Origin of the sequence: Enterobacter sp. DTU_2021_1002640_1_SI_PRY_ASU_LCPMC_013 (assembly GCF_032389435.1) — a bacterium.
GTDB lineage: Bacteria > Pseudomonadota > Gammaproteobacteria > Enterobacterales > Enterobacteriaceae > Enterobacter > Enterobacter hormaechei_C.
In genome coordinates this window covers 3557428-3575624 of sequence record NZ_CP135594.1, presented here as the reverse complement: position 1 = coordinate 3575624, position 18197 = coordinate 3557428, and the positions used below count along the sequence as shown (strand labels likewise).

Sequence of the window (18197 nt, the reverse complement as noted above, 5' to 3'; positions counted from 1 at the left end):
TTTTTATTTGAAGGAACGAGCAATGAAAAAAAATAAACATCAGGGAGTGGGGTTTATTCCCGCCATATCCCGGCGTCAGTTTATTCAGGCAGGGTCAGCGCTCGCCGCCCTGCCGTTTGTCGTCAAAACCGGCAAAGTACAGGCACAGGGCACGGCGGTATCAGACGCTACGCCTGAAGAAAAAGTGGTGCAAACCTGTAGTACGTTTGACTGCGGCGGGAAGTGTGATATTCGTGCTCACGTCAGTGATGGCGTTGTGACCCGAATTTCAACGCGTCCGGATAACGCGCTGGATCCGCAGATGCCAGTAATGCGCGCCTGCGTTCGTGGTCGGGCTTATCGGAAATTTGTTTATCACCCCGATCGACTGAAATATCCAATGAAACGCGTAGGTAAACGTGGCGAAGGAAAATTCGAGCGTATTACCTGGGATGAAGCCACCACCCTCATTGCGAATCAATTAAAAACTATTACGCAAAAATACGGTGCTGCGTCACGCTATGTTCATGTGGGCACCGCGGTGTCCGGCGGGACCTTTTCTGGCGATAAAATGGTTCGTCGTCTGCTCAACTTAACCGGCGGCTATCTCGAAAGCTATCACTCGGTCAGTATGGGTAACACGGCGGCGGCAACGCCGTATACCTATGGCACCGCCGCCAGCGGCAGCTCTCTGGACACGCTACTGGACACCAAACTGGTCATTCTCTGGGGGCATAACCCGACGGAAACCATCTTCGGGCACAGCAACCACTTCTACCAGAAGATGAAGCAAAACGGCACGCGCTTCATTGTTGTCGACCCACGCTATTCCGATACGGTTTCCTCCCTTGCCGATCAGTGGATCCCGCTGCTTCCCACAACAGACAACGCCCTGATGGACGCGATGATGTATGTGATCGTCACGGAGAATCTGCACGATCGCGACTTTATTCAACGCTACACCCTGGGCTTTGACGAAGACGCCATGCCAGAGGGCGTTCCGGCCAATGAATCCCTGATGGCTTACCTGAGCGGTGCAAAGGATGGCGTGGCGAAAACGCCTGAGTGGGCAGAGAAAATCACCCACGTGCCTGCACAAACTATTCGTCAGCTGGCGCGCGACTACGCAACCACCAAGCCCGCCGCGCTGATTCAGGGCTGGGGACCGCAGCGTCATAACTGCGGCGAGCGCACCGCGCGCGGCTCGACAATACTGGCCACGCTAACGGGTAACGTCGGGGTGAAAGGCGGCTGGGCAGCAGGCTATGGCGGCTGCGCAAACCGCAAATTTGCGGCCGGGCCAGAGATGCCGGAGAACCCGGTCAACGCCAAAATTTCGGTCATGAACTGGGTGCAGGCCGCGGATGATGCTTCTAAGGTAACCGCGGAAGATGGCCTGAAAGACGCTGAGAAGCTGGACAGCAATATCCGCATCCTGTTCTCGCTGGCGGGCAATTATCTGGCTAACCAGAACCCGGACCTTCATCAGGCAACCCGTGTCCTGGAAGACGAGTCGAAAATCGAGTTTATCGTCGCAAGCGATCTGTTTATGACGCCGAGCGCCAGATACGCCGACCTGCTTTTGCCGGAAACCAGCTTCATGGAACGCTGGAATATCGGCGAAACCTGGGGCACGGCAAGCTATCTGATCCTGTCAGAAAAGCTGATTGAACCTGAATTTGAACGCCGTTCAGACTACGACTGGCTGCGGGAGGTCGCTGCTAAGCTTGGCGTCGAGCCAGCGTTCAGCGAGGGCCGTGACGAAAAAGCGTGGATTGAGCACATCTGGGAGCAGACGCGGCTGTCCATGCCGGATGAAAACCTGCCGGACTTCGCGACGCTACAGAAGACGCGTCAGCATCTTTTCAAAAGCGCGCCGTACGTTGCCTTTGAAGACAACATTCGCGATCCGCAGAATCATCCGTTCCCGACGCCGTCCGGTAAAATTGAGATCTTCTCGAAGCGTCTGTACGACATGCAGCACCCGGAAATTCCGGCGCTGTCGCACTACGTGCCTGCCCATGAAGGGCCGGAAGACGAGCTGGCGAAAACCTTCCCGCTCCAGCTGATCACCTGGAAAGGGAAAAACCGCGCTAACTCCACCCAGTACGCCAACCCGTGGTTAATTGAGGCGCAGCAGCAAAAGCTGTGGATCAACCCGCAGGATGCGCAAAAGCGCGGCATTGCGCAGGGGGATACCGTGCGTATTCATAACGCGCGCGGCATTTGTGAGATCCCGGCGGAGGTCACGCCGCGCATCATTCCAGGCGTGGTGGCCATGCAGGCAGGCGCCTGGTGGCAGCCGGACGCGCAGGGTATCGATAAAGGCGGCTGCGCGAACGTGCTCAGTTCCGCCCGTATTACCGCGCTTGCGAAAGGGAATTCCCATCAAACCATGCTGGTGGAGGTAGCTAAAGCATGAGTCAGTTTAAACATTACGCACCGGTGAGCGACAAACAGCTGGGTTTTTATATCGACTCTTCTCGCTGCTCGGGCTGCAAGGCATGCCAGGTGGCGTGCAAAGATAAAAACAACCTTGAGGTCGGACGTCGTTTCCGTCGCGTTTATGAAGTCAACGGCGGGAGTTTTATCCCGACCGGGCAGGGCGGCGTCAGCAACAACGTTTTTGCCTACACGCTCTCTATTTCCTGTAACCACTGCGCAGACCCTGTCTGCACCAAAAACTGTCCAACCACCGCGATGCATAAGCGTCCGGGGGACGGCATTGTGCGCGTTGATACTGATAAGTGCGTCGGCTGCGGCTACTGCGCATGGTCTTGCCCTTACGGCGCGCCACAGCTCAACGAGCAGACCGGGCAGATGTCCAAATGTGATTTCTGCGTGGATCTCCAGGCGAAGGGAGAGCAGCCCGTCTGTGTGGCAACCTGTCCACTCGAAGCGATTAAATTCGGGCCGATTGATGAACTGCGGGCGAAGTATGGTGCGGTCTGTGATGTGAAAGGCTTGCCTGATTCCTCCATCACCAAACCAAACCTGGTGATCAAAGCGCATCAGGGCGCAGAGAAAGAGGGGAAACGTCATGCATGAGTTACCGCTGCTGATTTTTACGCTGTTCCTGCAAGGATCGGTTGGCGTTACGCTGTGGCTGGCGTTCGGAAGCACGCAGCGCAGCGCGCTGCTGCCGGCAGCCGGAGCGTTTGTGCTGGCGAGCCTGGGGCTGCTCGCCTCCGCGCTGCACATGGGCTATCCGCTTAATGCTCTTAACGCGCTGCGCCACGTATCCAGCTCCTGGCTGAGTCGTGAGATTATCTTTGCCAGTCTTTATCTTGCGGCACTTGGCTTCGCAACGCTGCTGATGTTTGTCAAAAAGCCAGGCTGGAAGCCACTGTTGGTTGTGGCAGGTCTGGTTGGTTTAGTCGATGTGTTCTGCATGGCGCAGATCTACATGCACGCATCCGTGGTGACATGGCAGCACGTTAACACGCTGGTGCTGTTTTTCGGTTCGGTGGGGATTATCGGTTCAGCCTGCATGGCCGTTGGGACGCGTTCCCAGACTACCGTGCGTGCGGCGGTTGTCATTATCACGCTGCTGGTGCTTGTGCGTCTGGTGATGCAGCCCGTCTGGCTGGCAGATATTACGGCTATGGACAACACCGTGGTGACGTTCCCTCACGCACCGCTACAGATGCTGGAGCAACTGCGAACCGTGCATCTGCTGAGCTGGTGCGTATCCGTTGCGGGTATGCTGTGCTTTGCTGCGGGCGGTCTGAAAGCGGCGCGATCTCCCATGCTGCTGGGAAGCGCGTTGCTGATTGTCGGTGAGCTGATGCTGCGCTTCGTTTTCTTCAGTATTGGCTGATGGGCGGATTGACCTTTGTCCCGGCGATGGACGTGACGCATGCGTGCGTCCGTCGCCGTTTTCGCCACGCCTCCTGCCTCACCTGCGCGGACGTCTGTCCTGTGCAGACTTTTTCTATTACCGACTCAGGCGTCTCGGTTGATGACAGCCGCTGTATTGAATGCGGTGACTGCCTGTTCGTCTGCCCCGCTGAGGCCATCACCGGCATCACGCCGCGAAAACGCTTTCTGTGTGGCGATACGCTTGTTGGGCCGTTTACTGACCGTGCGCCAGGGGTGAATGAGCTTCTGCTGTGGCACGCGCAGCACCACGTTCGTTTTATCAGTATCGACGCGGAGCAGAATCCTGACTGGTTGCTGGCGATTGCCCGGCTGAATCTGGCGCTTCGTCGACGCGGTGAAGCGGCGTGGGCGTTTAAACATATACCCGTCAACGAGGTTAATACCGCCCGGCGTGCGCTGATGCACGTTCCCCGTGAGGATGTCCGGGCCTGTAGCGTCGTGCCCGGTCAGCGTGAACTGCGCAGGGCGTTTTCTGCGTTTAGCGAGGCAGAGATAACTCTCGATGCCAAATCCTGCATACTGTGCGGCGCGTGCTGGCGAAGTTGTACGGAAAACGCGATTCGGTTTGAGAACGCTGAACTGATCGTGGAAACCGGACGCTGTACGGGGTGCGGCGGCTGCGAAGCAGTATGCCAGCATGCGGCGGTAAACGTGACGCAAACAGAAGGAACAACGAAAAGCGTGACCATACCGGCATATGAAGCCGTTTGCCTGACGTGCCACCGTCATTTCTGGTCATTTACGTCTGATGAAAAGCAGTGTCCGCTCTGTTTTCATCATCAACACGGTATGCGAAATACGAGCTGTTGCTAATCTTCGTCTCATTTTAAAAAAATGTTATGCATAACCATAGGCAATGGCGCTATTGCTCTTTATAATCCGCGCCACACCATACTCAGGTATGCAAAAACAACAGAACATTTTACAGAGGTTATCAATGGCTATTGAACGTACTTTTTCCATCATCAAACCAAACGCGGTGGCAAAAAACGTTATTGGCAGCATCTTCGCTCGCTTTGAATCAGCAGGGTTTAAGATCGTTGGCACCAAAATGCTGCACCTGACCGTTGAGCAGGCTCGCGGTTTCTACGCTGAGCACGAAGGTCGCCCATTCTTTGATGGTCTGGTCGAGTTCATGACCTCTGGCCCAATCGTGGTATCCGTACTGGAAGGTGAAAACGCGGTACAGCGTCACCGCGATCTGCTGGGTGCAACCAACCCGGACAACGCGCTGGCAGGTACTCTGCGCGCCGACTACGCAGACAGCTTCACCGAGAACGGCACCCACGGTTCCGACTCTGTTGAATCTGCTGCGCGCGAAATCGCGTTCTTCTTCGCTGAAGGCGAAGTGTGCCCGCGCACTCGCTAATAATTTCGTAAATGCCGCGTGCAAACGTGGCATCCCTGCGCCAGACTTTGTACAATGCAACGCCCCGGACGAGCAGACTGCTTACCGGGGCGTTTCTTTTCAACCCACCAAGGGCCACAACGTGTAACAACGAGGCCGGAAAAAATTATGTCTGAATTAGTGAATACCTCCGAAGTCGCCATTCCTGCGGTTCCCAATAAAAATGGAAAAATTAACCTGCTGGACCTGAACCGTCAGCAGATGCGCGAGTTCTTTAAAGAGATGGGCGAGAAGCCGTTTCGTGCCGATCAGGTCATGAAATGGATGTACCACTATTGCAGCGACAACTTTGATGACATGACGGACATCAACAAAGTGCTGCGCAATAAGCTTAAAGAAGTGGCGGAAATCCGCGCACCGGAAGTGGTGGAAGAGCAGCGCTCTTCAGATGGCACCATCAAGTGGGCCATTGCCGTTGGCGATCAGCGCGTTGAAACCGTGTATATCCCGGAGGACGATCGCGCCACGCTGTGCGTCTCTTCTCAGGTGGGCTGTGCGCTGGAGTGCAAATTCTGCTCTACGGCGCAGCAGGGCTTTAACCGTAACCTGCGCGTGTCGGAAATCATCGGCCAGGTCTGGCGTGCCGCGAAAATCGTGGGCGCGGCGAAAGTCACCGGTACACGTCCAATCACCAACGTGGTGATGATGGGGATGGGTGAACCGCTGCTCAACCTGACCAACGTCGTTCCGGCGATGGAAATTATGCTCGACGATTTCGGTTTTGGTCTGTCCAAGCGCCGCGTTACGCTCTCTACTTCCGGCGTTGTGCCTGCGCTGGACAAACTGGGCGACATGATTGACGTTGCGCTGGCCATCTCCCTTCACGCGCCAAACGACGCCATCCGTGACGAAATTGTGCCGATCAACAAAAAGTACAATATCGAAACCTTCCTGGCTGGCGTGCGCCGTTACCTGGAGAAATCCAACGCGAACCAGGGCCGCGTGACCATTGAATACGTGATGCTGGATCATGTTAACGACGGTACCGAACATGCACATGAGCTGGCTGAACTGCTGAAAGATACGCCATGTAAGATCAACCTGATCCCATGGAACCCGTTCCCGGGCGCGCCGTATGGCCGTAGCTCGAACAGCCGTATCGATCGCTTCTCAAAAGTGCTGATGGAGTATGGTTTCACCACCATCGTTCGTAAAACGCGTGGCGATGATATCGACGCAGCCTGTGGTCAGCTGGCGGGTGACGTTATTGACCGTACCAAACGTACGCTGCGTAAGCGCATGCAGGGTGAGTCAATCGCGGTCAAAACCGTTTGATTATTATGCAGACACGGCGCGTTTTTTGCGCCGTGAAGCATTAATTTACTGAATATTCAGTCACAATCCTTATGACTGATTAATAATTACGGTGCGTTTCATACGACTTTCGGGCAGTATGTAACGACGTAACAACAGTTTAGCGTGAAGGCCTGCCAGCGCTGTCATCTGCGGCCCGACAGTCTTATACTGTTTGTTCCAGGTTAACTGACCTAAAGTTTCGCGGTGCGGGTGGCATTGTGACTCACCGGCACCTGAACCCTTATTTTCACGTACCAGTAGTTGTAGCGAATGAATACTGAAGCCACTCACGATCAAAATGCAGCACTCTCCACTGGCGTTCGTCTTCGCAACGCCCGTGAACAACTCGGACTCAGCCAGCAAGCCGTTGCAGAACGCCTGTGCCTGAAGGTTTCCACCGTTCGCGATATTGAAGAAGATAAGGCACCCGCCGATCTGGCTTCAACATTTCTGCGCGGTTATATCCGTTCTTACGCCAAACTGGTTCATATCCCTGAAGACGAATTACTGCCGATGATGGAGAAGCAGGCGCCTGTGCGTGCGGCAAAAGTTGCGCCGATGCAGAGCTTCTCTCTGGGTAAACGTCGTAAAAAACGCGATGGCTGGCTGATGAGCTTTACCTGGCTGGTCCTGTTCGTGGTTGTCGGCCTGACGGGCGCATGGTGGTGGCAAAACCACAAAGCGCAGCAGGAAGAGATCACCACCATGGCCGATCAGTCCTCCGCTGAGCTCAATCAGTCTGGTAATAACGGCGCGCAAAGCGTGCCGCTGAGCACCGAAGGAGCTGCGACCTCCAGCGAACCTCAAGCGGCAGCAAGCAGCACGCCTGCAACCGAGCCAGCGACGACGCCAGAAGCGACGGCGAATACCGCGCCAGCCACCCAGGCCCAGGATCAGAACGCGGTCGTATCACCTTCACAGGCCAATGTTGATACCGCCCCTGCGGCAACGGCACCGGCAGATAACACCGCGGCGTCACTGCCAACTGACCCGGCGGGTACGGCGGCACCTGCCGTTGACCCGAATGCGCTGGTGATGAATTTCACGGCGGATTGCTGGCTGGAAGTGACTGACGCGACAGGTAAAAAGCTGTTCAGCGGCCTGCAACGTAAAGATGGCACGTTAAATCTAACGGGCCAGGCACCTTACAAGCTTAAAATCGGCGCACCGGCAGCGGTACAGATCCAGTATCAAGGAAAACCTGTCGATCTGAGCCGTTTTATCAGAACTAACCAGGTTGCGCGTCTTACCGTTAATGCCGAACAATCAGCAGCACAGTAACAGACGGGCAATGCGGGAGATTTTACATGCATAACCAGGCTCCTATTCAACGTAGAAAATCGAAAAGGATTTACGTTGGGAACGTGCCAGTCGGCGATGGGGCGCCTATCGCCGTCCAGTCGATGACCAATACGCGTACTACGGATGTAGAAGCGACGGTCAATCAAATCAAAGCATTAGAACGCGTCGGCGCAGACATTGTTCGCGTCTCTGTACCGACCATGGATGCCGCCGAGGCGTTCAAACTGATCAAGCAGCAGGTGAGCGTTCCGCTGGTTGCCGATATTCACTTCGATTACCGTATCGCGCTGAAAGTCGCTGAATATGGTGTCGATTGCCTGCGTATTAACCCAGGCAACATCGGCAACGAAGAGCGCATTCGCATGGTGGTTGACTGCGCCCGCGACAAAAACATTCCAATCCGTATCGGCGTGAACGCTGGCTCTCTGGAAAAAGATCTCCAGGAAAAGTACGGTGAGCCGACGCCGCAGGCGCTGCTCGAATCCGCAATGCGTCACGTCGATCATCTGGATCGCCTTAACTTCGATCAGTTTAAAGTGAGCGTGAAAGCGTCTGACGTCTTCCTGGCCGTTGAATCGTATCGTCTGCTGGCAAAACAGATCGATCAGCCGCTCCACCTTGGGATCACCGAGGCGGGCGGTCTGCGCAGCGGTTCGGTAAAATCGGCGATTGGTCTCGGCCTGCTGCTCTCTGAAGGCATCGGCGACACGTTACGCGTCTCCCTGGCCGCCGATCCGGTGGAAGAGATCAAAGTCGGTTTCGACATCCTGAAATCACTGCGTATCCGCGCGCGTGGGATCAACTTCATTGCCTGCCCAACCTGTTCACGTCAGGAGTTTGACGTTATCGGCACCGTGAATGCTCTGGAGCAGCGCCTGGAAGACATCATCACCCCAATGGACGTTTCCATCATCGGCTGCGTGGTGAACGGTCCGGGTGAAGCGCTGGTGTCCACGCTGGGCGTGACAGGAGGTAACAAGAAAAGTGGTCTCTATGAAGATGGCGTTCGTAAAGATCGTCTGGATAATAGTGATATGATCGACCAGCTCGAAGCCCGGATTCGCGCGAAAGCGACGATGATGGACGAAGCGAAGCGCATCAGCGTTCAGCAGGTTGAAAAATAACGTGATGGGAAGCAGGCTGCTTCCCATGTATGATTGAACCCATTCTTTGGGTTCTTTTTTGTATATAGAAAGAGAATAAACGTGGCAAAAAACATTCAAGCCATCCGCGGCATGAACGATTATCTGCCTGGCGAAACCGCCATCTGGCAGCGCATTGAAGGCACACTGAAACAGGTGCTCGGCAGCTACGGTTACAGCGAAATCCGTTTGCCGATTGTAGAGCAGACCCCGTTATTCAAACGCGCGATCGGCGAAGTAACCGACGTGGTTGAAAAAGAGATGTACACCTTTGAGGACCGCAACGGCGACAGCCTGACCCTGCGTCCTGAGGGGACGGCGGGTTGCGTACGCGCCGGCATCGAACATGGTCTCCTGTACAATCAGGAGCAGCGCCTGTGGTATATCGGCCCGATGTTCCGCCACGAACGTCCGCAAAAAGGCCGCTACCGTCAGTTCAACCAGCTTGGCGTGGAGGTGTTTGGTCTGCAAGGACCAGATATCGATGCTGAACTGATTATGCTTACTGCCCGCTGGTGGCGTGCGCTCGGTATTTCTGAGCACGTTTCCCTGGAGCTGAACTCTATCGGTTCTCTGGAAGCGCGTGCGAACTATCGTGATGCGCTGGTGGCGTTCCTGGAACAGCACAAAGAGAAGCTCGACGAAGACTGTAAACGTCGTATGTACAGCAACCCGCTGCGCGTACTCGATTCCAAAAATCCTGACGTACAGGCGCTGCTGAACGATGCGCCAGCGCTGGGTGACTACCTGGATGAGGATTCCCGCGAACACTTTGCCGGCCTGTGCAAGCTGCTTGAAGCGGCGGGCATTGCTTATACCGTTAACCAGCGTCTGGTGCGCGGTCTGGACTACTATAACCGCACCGTATTTGAGTGGGTCACCACCAGCCTCGGTTCGCAGGGCACCGTCTGTGCCGGCGGTCGTTATGACGGACTCGTCGAGCAACTGGGTGGTCGTGCAGCACCGGCTGTAGGCTTCGCGATGGGCCTTGAGCGACTTGTTTTGCTGGTTCAGGCAGTTAATCCGGAATTTAAAGCCGATCCTGTTGTCGATATATACCTGGTGGCCTCAGGTGCGGATACGCAGTCTGCGGCGATGCAGCTTGCCGAACGCGTGCGCGATGCGCTGCCGGACGTTAAGCTGATGACCAACCACGGCGGCGGCAACTTTAAAAAACAGTTTGCTCGTGCCGATAAGTGGGGCGCAAGTATCGCACTGGTGCTGGGTGAGTCCGAAGTGGCCAACGGCGAAGTGGTAGTCAAAGACCTGCGCTCTGGTGAGCAAACTACGGTAACGCAGGATGGCGTTGCGGCGCACTTGCGCACTCTATTGGGCTAAGGAGAAGGACTGCGTGGAAATTTACGAGAACGAACACGACCAGGTTGATGCGGTTAAGCGCTTCTTTGCTGAAAACGGCAAGGCACTGGTTGTAGGGGTTATTTTAGGTGTTGGTGCGCTGGTAGGCTGGCGTTACTGGAACAATCATCAGGCTGACTCTGCTCGCGGTTCGTCCCTGAACTACGAAAATACCGTTAGCGCAATCCGTGCCGATCAGCCGCAAACGTTGACGGCTGCGGAGAAATTTGCCGCTGACAACAAAAACACCTACGGCGCGCTGGCTGCGCTGGAAGTGGCTCAGCAGTATGTTGATAAAAACGAACTGGACAAAGCCGCTGCGCAACTGTCTCAGGGGCTTGCTGCTGCCAGTGACGAAAATCTGAAAGCGGTGATCAATCTGCGTCTGGCGCGTATCCAGGTTCAGCAGAAAAAAGCCGACGACGCGCTGAAAACGCTTGATACCATCAAAGGCGAAGGCTTTGCCGCTATTGTTGCCGATCTTCGCGGTGAAGCACTGCTGAGTAAAGGTGATAAAGCGGGCGCGCGTAAAGCGTGGCAAGCTGGCGTGGATAGTAAAGCTTCACCTGCGCTGAGCGAAATGATGCAGATGAAAATAAATAATTTGTCCGTCTGAGAGGGACCCAATGCAATTGCGTAAATTACTTCTGCCAGGACTGCTTTCTGTTACGTTATTGAGTGGTTGTTCACTGTTCAGTGGCGAAGAAGACGTTGTTAAAATGTCCCCGCTGCCGACGGTTGAAAACCAGTTCACCCCATCCACCGCCTGGGACACCTCCGTGGGTGATGGTATTGGCGATTTTTATTCCAACCTGCACCCGGCATTTGCTGACGGCGTTGTCTATGCGGCCGATCGCAAAGGCACCGTTAAAGCGCTGAACGCTGATGACGGAAAAGAAGTGTGGTCCATTAACCTGGCGGAAAAAGACGGCTGGTTCTCCCGTAAACCTGCACTGCTTTCTGGCGGCCTGACCGTTGCCGGCGGTCACGTGTATGTGGGCAGCGAAAAAGCGCAGGTTTACGCGCTGAATGCCAGCGACGGTTCGGTTGCATGGCAGACCACCGTTGCCGGTGAGTCCTTGTCGCGTCCGGTTGTCAGCGACGGCCTGGTGCTGATCCATACCAGCAACGGCCAGTTGCAGGCGCTGAACGAAGCCGATGGTCTGGTAAAATGGACGGTTAACCTGGATATGCCAGCGCTGTCTCTGCGTGGCGAATCTGCTCCGGCGACCGCCTTTGGCGCCGCCATTGTGGGTGGTGACAACGGCCGTGTCAGCGCGGTACTGATGCAGCAGGGCCAGATGATCTGGCAGCAGCGTATTTCCCAGGCGACCGGTTCAACTGAAATTGACCGTCTGAGTGACGTGGACACCACGCCAGTTATCGTCGACGGTGTGGTTTACGCGCTGGCATACAACGGCAACCTGACGGCGCTGGACCTGCGTAGCGGCCAGATCATGTGGAAACGTGAGCTGGGTTCCGTGAACGATTTCATCGTCGACGGCAACCGTATTTATATGGTGGATCAGAACGACCGTCTGCTGGCGCTGAGCACCGAAGGTGGCGTGACGCTGTGGACGCAGAGCGATCTGCTGTACCGTCTGCTGACCGCACCGGCACTGTATAACGGCAGCCTGGTGGTGGGCGACAGCGAAGGCTATATGCACTGGATCGATCCAGAGAATGGTCGCTTCGTGGCACAGCAGAAAGTGGATAGCTCAGGCTTCCTGACGGAGCCCGTTGTGGCTGACGGCAAACTGCTGATTCAGGCAAAAGACGGCACGCTGTACGCGATCACGCGTTAATTACACAGCGGTTGTAGTATACTAAACGGCTCCTGTTCACTCAGGAGCCGTTTTGACATTTTTAAAAACGCTGCGAAAGCGACGTTATTTTGAATTTTATGAGGCTTCAAACATGGTACCTGTGGTCGCGCTTGTCGGGCGCCCTAACGTTGGAAAATCCACTCTTTTTAACCGTTTAACACGCACCCGTGATGCGCTGGTTGCGGATTTCCCGGGGCTGACGCGTGACCGTAAGTACGGTCGTGCAGAGGTGGAAGGACGCGAGTTCATCTGTATCGATACCGGGGGTATTGACGGTACGGAAGACGGCGTAGAAACCCGCATGGCAGAGCAATCTCTGCTGGCTATCGAAGAAGCGGATGTGGTTCTGTTTATGGTGGATGCTCGCGCTGGCCTGATGCCCGCGGATTCTGCTATCGCTAAACATCTGCGTTCACGCGAAAAGCCAACCTTCCTGGTGGCGAACAAAACTGACGGCATCGATGCCGATCAGGCTGTTGCGGATTTCTGGTCTTTAGGCCTGGGCGATATTTATCCTATCGCGGCCTCGCATGGTCGTGGCGTTACCAGCCTGCTGGAAACCGTTCTGCTGCCGTGGGTAGATGAAGTGAACCCGCCGGAAGAGGTGGACGAGGACGCTGAATACTGGGCGCAGTTTGAAGCCGGAGAGGAAGGCGAGGAAGAGCCGGAAGACGACTTCAACCCGCAGGATCTGCCTATCAAGCTGGCTATCGTGGGTCGCCCAAACGTAGGTAAGTCTACGCTTACTAACCGTATTCTCGGTGAAGAGCGCGTGGTGGTTTACGACATGCCAGGCACAACGCGTGACAGCATTTACATTCCAATGCAGCGCGATGAACGTGAGTACGTACTTATCGACACCGCAGGGGTGCGTAAGCGCGGGAAAATCACCGATGTGGTGGAAAAATTCTCGGTGATCAAAACCCTTCAGGCGATTGAAGACGCCAACGTGGTGCTGCTGGTCATCGACGCACGTGAAGGTATCTCCGATCAGGACCTCTCTCTGCTCGGCTTTATCCTCAATAGTGGGCGCTCACTGGTTATCGTCGTCAACAAGTGGGACGGTTTGAGCAATGAAGTGCGCGAGCAGGTGAAAGAGACGCTGGACTTCCGTCTGGGCTTTATCGACTTTGCCCGCGTTCACTTCATCTCTGCCCTGCACGGGAGTGGTGTTGGCAACCTGTTCGAATCCGTTCGTGAAGCCTATGACAGCTCTACCCGCCGTCAGAGCACGGCGATGCTGACCCGTATCATGAACATGGCTGCTGAAGACCACCAACCGCCGCTGGTGCGCGGTCGTCGCGTGAAGCTGAAATATGCTCACGCCGGAGGGTATAACCCGCCTATCGTAGTGATCCACGGTAACCAGGTGAAGGATCTGCCGGACTCCTACAAACGCTACCTGATGAACTACTTCCGCAAGTCGCTGGACGTGATGGGTACGCCTATCCGTATTCAGTTCAAGGAAGGGGAAAACCCGTTTGCGAATAAACGCAACACCCTGACGCCGAACCAGATGCGTAAGCGTAAGCGTTTGATTAAGCACATTAAGAAAAGCAAATAACTTTCATCAGGCCGCACCAAGTTTGATGCATTACCGAAACCCGCTAACCATGCGGGTTTTTTTTGTCTGAGATAGCATAACGAATCGCGGCCATCTTCGATGGTTTCGGGAGTTGGATGTCCGGCATGTATGGAATGAACTGCACGCCTTGGCTGACGGTCAGGGGCCGGTACTATTGTGCTGCGAGATGGCCGGTAAGTTATGCCATCGCTAACTCATCGCCAAATGGGGCCGCTGCTAATTCAACGTGCTTGTAAATGAATATGTTCCGATGGCAATCAGGCAGAAAAAAATCCCTTAATTTAAGTTAGCCCGTTAAAACAGGAGCTATTTTTATTTCGTGGTTATAACGAAAGAAGCGGTGGAGGCACGCAGCGGCAGTGGTACGCCGCAATCATTAATAGCGTAAAGCGTAATTCAAATACCGCTGGAAATCACACATCAATATTCACCGTAATTATTTATTGTCAGGAAAATATTCTATTATTCGATATGAACCAAAAATGCTGAGTAAAAATGATAAACCCTTATCCGTAGTAGGATTATTTGAATTTTTAATTAACTGGAATTAAGGGAATTTACATGAATCAGCAATATACCAATAAATTAACGCCAGAAATATTAGCAGGGCTGGAAGCGTCGCCATTTACAGCGGAAGAAATTGCCGCAATGGACGATGGAGCACGCGCGATAATCGTAGGGGTAAGGGAACTGGAACGGCAACCGATTCAGACGCTCCGCAGCACGCACAGACCGCAAAAAAGAAAAAGCCAGAGGACATCTCCAAACCGAAAAAGCGCAGCGCCCTTTATCGCTGGTGGAACGGCAACCATGAGGAAATGGATTATCAGGCGGCCGTTGCTGCCGCTTCTGCTGCTGCACGCGCGCAGACGGCCACGGCAGGTGCAAGCCTGCTGGAGCTGATAAGCGGCAGGGCGCTGACCTACGGCACCTGGGCGGTGCGTGGCGCTGCCGGGCTGGGTGAGGTGGCCGCAGCCGGAGCGGGTGCGCCCGTGGCCGGGCTGCTGGTGGGAATGATGCCCGGCAGGCTGAACGACGGCGAACAGGACTTTATCGACCGTATGCGCCTGGAGCAGATGCGTGAAGCCCCAAGCCGTGTTCGCTATACGTGGGAGAACGACGGCAGGGGGAACCCGGTGCCGCATGGATGGCACACGCCACCTGGCCGGGACAGTGTGCGCGTCAGAAAAATGGAGTTCGACAGCAGGGCGCAGGCGTACACATTCACCACGGAGGAAGAACCGCACATAACCATCGTGTGGACGCCTGACCGGACAGACGAGAAAACGCCATGGAATACCGGCAACCAGGCGCGGCCGGTGCTGCCGAACCCGGTGGTTGTTGACCCATTGCCGGATAACACCGGAATAACGGCGACCACCAGCCCGGCACCGGAGGAAAAGAGTTTCGCGGATTACATTCTGATCCTGCCGTTTCCTGACCTGCCGCCGATTTATATCTACCTGAGCAAACCACCGGTGGAGTTTCTGGAGGTCGAGCTATACAGTGACTTTAAACGCCGTTCGCGGCAGGGGATTTACGAGGCGGATCATATGCCGTCAAGAGCGGCGGTTGAAGCATATTTAACGGCGCTTTATCCTGATGTTGATCCAAAAGATATCAGTAAATTAGCTGATGATGTGGCAGCAATAGTAATCCCTAAAGAAGTGCATCAAAAAATAAGTGAAACGTATGGAGGCCGTAATACTCCGGCACAAATCGATCTCGATTCAAGAAACTTGCGCACGGCGCTTGATCGCAACCTGGATGCTATCGAACCAGCGCTAAAAGCAAATGGAGCAACAGAAAGTCAAATTGAGGCGGCGAGGGCGAAAATGCACAGACTGAACAGTGAACAGGGATTATACAAATGACAATAAACGTTAATGCACTAATTGAGGGGTTAGGAAAAAGTTACAAAGAGCTGATTGATTCTGAATTAATCATATACAAGTCACCTCCTAAAGGTGCGTCCGGCTCTCCTGTTCTAAGTCTCGATATGTCCAAAGAAGGGGTGTTTTTATCTTTTTGGCGAGAAGGACGGATTTTGAAGGCACTGACTTTAACCATTCAGGACGATGACAAAGCCGATTGGGTGTTTCCAAACAATCTGCCTGAGCCATTAGTTAAAAAGATGAACCGGAAATGGGTACATGAAAATATTGGTGAGCCATTAAGAAGCACTCCCCCTAAAGTGATTATGAAGCGTTCTTTTGGATGGACGGATCTTTATGAGGCAAAAGGGTATGTAAATCCTACAAGCATGCAGATTAGCTATGACGTAGCGGATAGCGTGAGGTCTGTAACCTTCATGCCAACGTCAGAACTTCGCTGGTAACATCGGAGATACTTACCGCAACAAAACACCAGCCAGGATCCTTCGTCTTGGCTGGTGGAATCGGTCGATAGTTTTAAGTGTGAAAATTAATTCTCTTGATGGGTATCAATGAAAATGATGTACCCAGGTGTGTAGACATTGATTGATTTGTATTGAAAAAGATTTATAAAACAATAATTTTTGCCTTTAATATTCTTTCGCATTAAGCAAAGCAAAAACCTTAGCTGAGCCCGCTATAACCCGCGTCTGTTGCGGTTTTTTTTCGCGCTTTCACAGCAATGGCTAACCCTCTGTGAAGTCAATCACTATTCACTCCTAACCATCTTTAAATCCAAAAAAGTAGACAATCATCGAATTTTCGTCTTAAAGTCCAGGGTTCGGTACTAGACAAAACTAGCGCCTGGTTATCAAATGGTTAACCAACATTTCGCCGCATGTAAAAAATCGATCGGATACGTAACCGTTCGGCGTACATGCTGGTGTTTACAAGCACGACACATACCTTTTCGGGAGAATTATGCAATCCTCTGTTAATCAAAAAGAGAGCCGAACCTTCTTCGGCCATCCTTATCCGCTCGGTTCGCTGTTCTTCACCGAGATGTGGGAGCGTTTTTCGTTTTACGGTATTCGCCCGCTACTGATTCTGTTTATGGCCGCCACCGTCTATGACGGCGGGATGGGCCTGGCGCGTGAAAACGCCTCGGCGATTGTCGGCATCTTTGCCGGCACCATGTACCTCGCTGCGCTGCCGGGCGGCTGGCTGGCGGATAACTGGCTCGGCCAGCAGCGGGCCGTCTGGTACGGTTCGATTTTGATTGCGCTCGGGCACCTGTCGATCGCCCTGTCGGCCATCATGGGCGACAACCTGTTCTTCATCGGCCTGATGTTTATCGTGCTCGGCTCCGGCCTGTTCAAGACCTGTATCTCGGTCATGGTCGGCACCCTGTATAAAAAAGGCGATGCGCGTCGTGACGGCGGTTTCTCGCTGTTCTATATGGGCATCAACATGGGCTCGTTCATTGCCCCTCTGATTTCCGGCTGGCTGATTAAAACCCACGGCTGGCACTGGGGCTTTGGTATCGGTGGTATCGGGATGCTGGTCGCCCTGATTATCTTCCGCGTGTTTGCCGTTCCGGCCATGAAGCGCTACGACAGTGAAGTCGGTCTGGACTCCACCTGGAACAGTCCGGTAGTGAAACGTAACGGCGTGGGTGCCTGGCTGCTGGCGCTGGCTGTGGGTGTTGCAATCATCGTAACGTTGATTGCCCAGGGCGTGATTGTGATTAATCCGGTCGCGGTCGCCAGCGTGCTGGTGTATGTGATTGCCGCCTCCGTCGCGCTCTACTTCATCTATCTGTTCATCTTCGCCGGGCTGAATCGCAAAGAGCGCGCAAGGCTGCTGGTGTGCTTTATTCTGCTGGTCTCCGCCGCGTTCTTCTGGTCCGCGTTCGAGCAGAAGCCAACCTCCTTCAACCTGTTCGCCAACGACTACACTAACCGCATGATCGGTGATTTTGAGATCCCGGCGGTGTGGTTCCAGTCGATTAATGCCCTGTTCATCATTCTGCTGGCCCCGGTATTTAGCTGGGCATGGCCGAAGCTGGCGAGCAAAAACATTCGTCCGAGCAGCATCACCAAGTTCGTAATCGGTATTCTGTGCGCGGCGGCGGGCTTTGGCCTGATGATGCTGGCGGCGCAGAACGTGCTGAGCAACGGTGGGGCGGGCGTGTCGCCGTTCTGGCTGGTGGGCAGCATTCTGATGCTCACCCTTGGCGAGCTGTGCCTGAGCCCGATTGGTCTGGCGACCATGACCCTGCTGGCGCCGGAGAGAATGCGCGGCCAGATGATGGGCCTGTGGTTCTGCGCCAGTGCGCTGGGTAACCTGGCTGCGGGGCTGATTGGTGGTCACGTGAAGGCCGACCAGCTGGATATGCTGCCAGACCTCTTTGCCCGTTGCTCCATTGCGCTGCTGATTTGTGCTGCGGTGCTGATCGTCCTCATTGTTCCGGTGCGCCGCATGCTGGAAAATGCGCAGACTAAACCGGCCGCTAACGCCTGATAAACCTCGACCTTGCCGGGGTGG

15 protein-coding genes are annotated in these 18197 nt (G+C 54.5%); all 15 read left to right on the top strand.

The genetic code is table 11. The annotated features are described in order from the left end of the window. Window positions 1-22: 22 nt before the first annotated feature. Entirely contained in the window at window positions 23-2401 is a 2379-nt protein-coding gene (locus tag RS584_RS17050) for a DMSO/selenate family reductase complex A subunit (protein WP_315748368.1), read from the top strand. Beyond that, complete coding sequence (locus RS584_RS17045; protein WP_015572168.1) at window positions 2398-3027, top strand: DMSO/selenate family reductase complex B subunit; 630 nt, start codon at window positions 2398-2400, stop codon at window positions 3025-3027. The genes RS584_RS17050 and RS584_RS17045 overlap by 4 nt, the downstream gene beginning before the upstream one ends. Then, complete coding sequence (locus RS584_RS17040) at window positions 3020-3799, top strand: dimethyl sulfoxide reductase anchor subunit family protein (protein ID WP_032103986.1); 780 nt, start codon at window positions 3020-3022, stop codon at window positions 3797-3799. Before RS584_RS17045 ends, RS584_RS17040 begins: the two co-directional genes overlap by 8 nt. Then, on the top strand, window positions 3799-4674 hold the full coding sequence (locus RS584_RS17035) for a 4Fe-4S binding protein (RefSeq protein ID WP_315748367.1): 876 nt from the start codon (window positions 3799-3801) through the stop codon (window positions 4672-4674). Before RS584_RS17040 ends, RS584_RS17035 begins: the two co-directional genes overlap by 1 nt. Before the next feature lie 124 nt (window positions 4675-4798). Next, entirely contained in the window at window positions 4799-5230 is a 432-nt protein-coding gene (gene ndk / locus RS584_RS17030) for a nucleoside-diphosphate kinase (protein WP_003860625.1), read from the top strand. A gap of 147 nt (window positions 5231-5377) precedes the next feature. Further along, window positions 5378-6544 carry a bifunctional tRNA (adenosine(37)-C2)-methyltransferase TrmG/ribosomal RNA large subunit methyltransferase RlmN gene (locus RS584_RS17025; protein WP_003860623.1) on the top strand — a complete coding sequence of 389 codons (1167 nt, stop codon included), beginning with the start codon at window positions 5378-5380 and terminating at the stop codon, window positions 6542-6544. A 291-nt stretch (window positions 6545-6835) separates the two neighbouring features. Next, on the top strand, window positions 6836-7846 hold the full coding sequence (gene rodZ, locus RS584_RS17020) for a cytoskeleton protein RodZ (protein ID WP_032649072.1): 1011 nt from the start codon (window positions 6836-6838) through the stop codon (window positions 7844-7846). Between the two features lie 26 nt (window positions 7847-7872). After that, a complete protein-coding gene (gene ispG / locus RS584_RS17015) occupies window positions 7873-8991 on the top strand; it encodes a flavodoxin-dependent (E)-4-hydroxy-3-methylbut-2-enyl-diphosphate synthase (RefSeq protein WP_017383528.1) in 1119 nt (372 codons plus the stop codon). 81 nt (window positions 8992-9072) lie between these two features. Further along, window positions 9073-10347, top strand: a complete 1275-nt coding sequence (gene hisS, locus RS584_RS17010; RefSeq protein ID WP_022649001.1) for a histidine--tRNA ligase — start codon at window positions 9073-9075, stop codon at window positions 10345-10347. A gap of 13 nt (window positions 10348-10360) precedes the next feature. Continuing rightward, complete coding sequence (locus tag RS584_RS17005; protein WP_017383526.1) at window positions 10361-10981, top strand: YfgM family protein; 621 nt, start codon at window positions 10361-10363, stop codon at window positions 10979-10981. Window positions 10982-10991: 10 nt separating this feature from the next. Beyond that, window positions 10992-12170, top strand: a complete 1179-nt coding sequence (bamB, locus tag RS584_RS17000) for an outer membrane protein assembly factor BamB (RefSeq protein WP_315748366.1) — start codon at window positions 10992-10994, stop codon at window positions 12168-12170. 112 nt (window positions 12171-12282) lie between these two features. Further along, window positions 12283-13755 (top strand): ribosome biogenesis GTPase Der, encoded by a 1473-nt coding sequence (gene der / locus RS584_RS16995; RefSeq protein WP_022648998.1) that lies wholly within the window; start codon window positions 12283-12285, stop codon window positions 13753-13755. A gap of 839 nt (window positions 13756-14594) precedes the next feature. Beyond that, complete coding sequence (locus RS584_RS16990; protein ID WP_315748365.1) at window positions 14595-15650, top strand: S-type pyocin domain-containing protein; 1056 nt, start codon at window positions 14595-14597, stop codon at window positions 15648-15650. Next, a complete protein-coding gene (locus tag RS584_RS16985) occupies window positions 15647-16114 on the top strand; it encodes a DUF6392 family protein (protein ID WP_062938252.1) in 468 nt (155 codons plus the stop codon). Before RS584_RS16990 ends, RS584_RS16985 begins: the two co-directional genes overlap by 4 nt. Window positions 16115-16631: 517 nt before the next feature. After that, window positions 16632-18173 (top strand): peptide MFS transporter, encoded by a 1542-nt coding sequence (locus tag RS584_RS16980; RefSeq protein WP_015572174.1) that lies wholly within the window; start codon window positions 16632-16634, stop codon window positions 18171-18173. Window positions 18174-18197 lie beyond the last annotated feature (24 nt).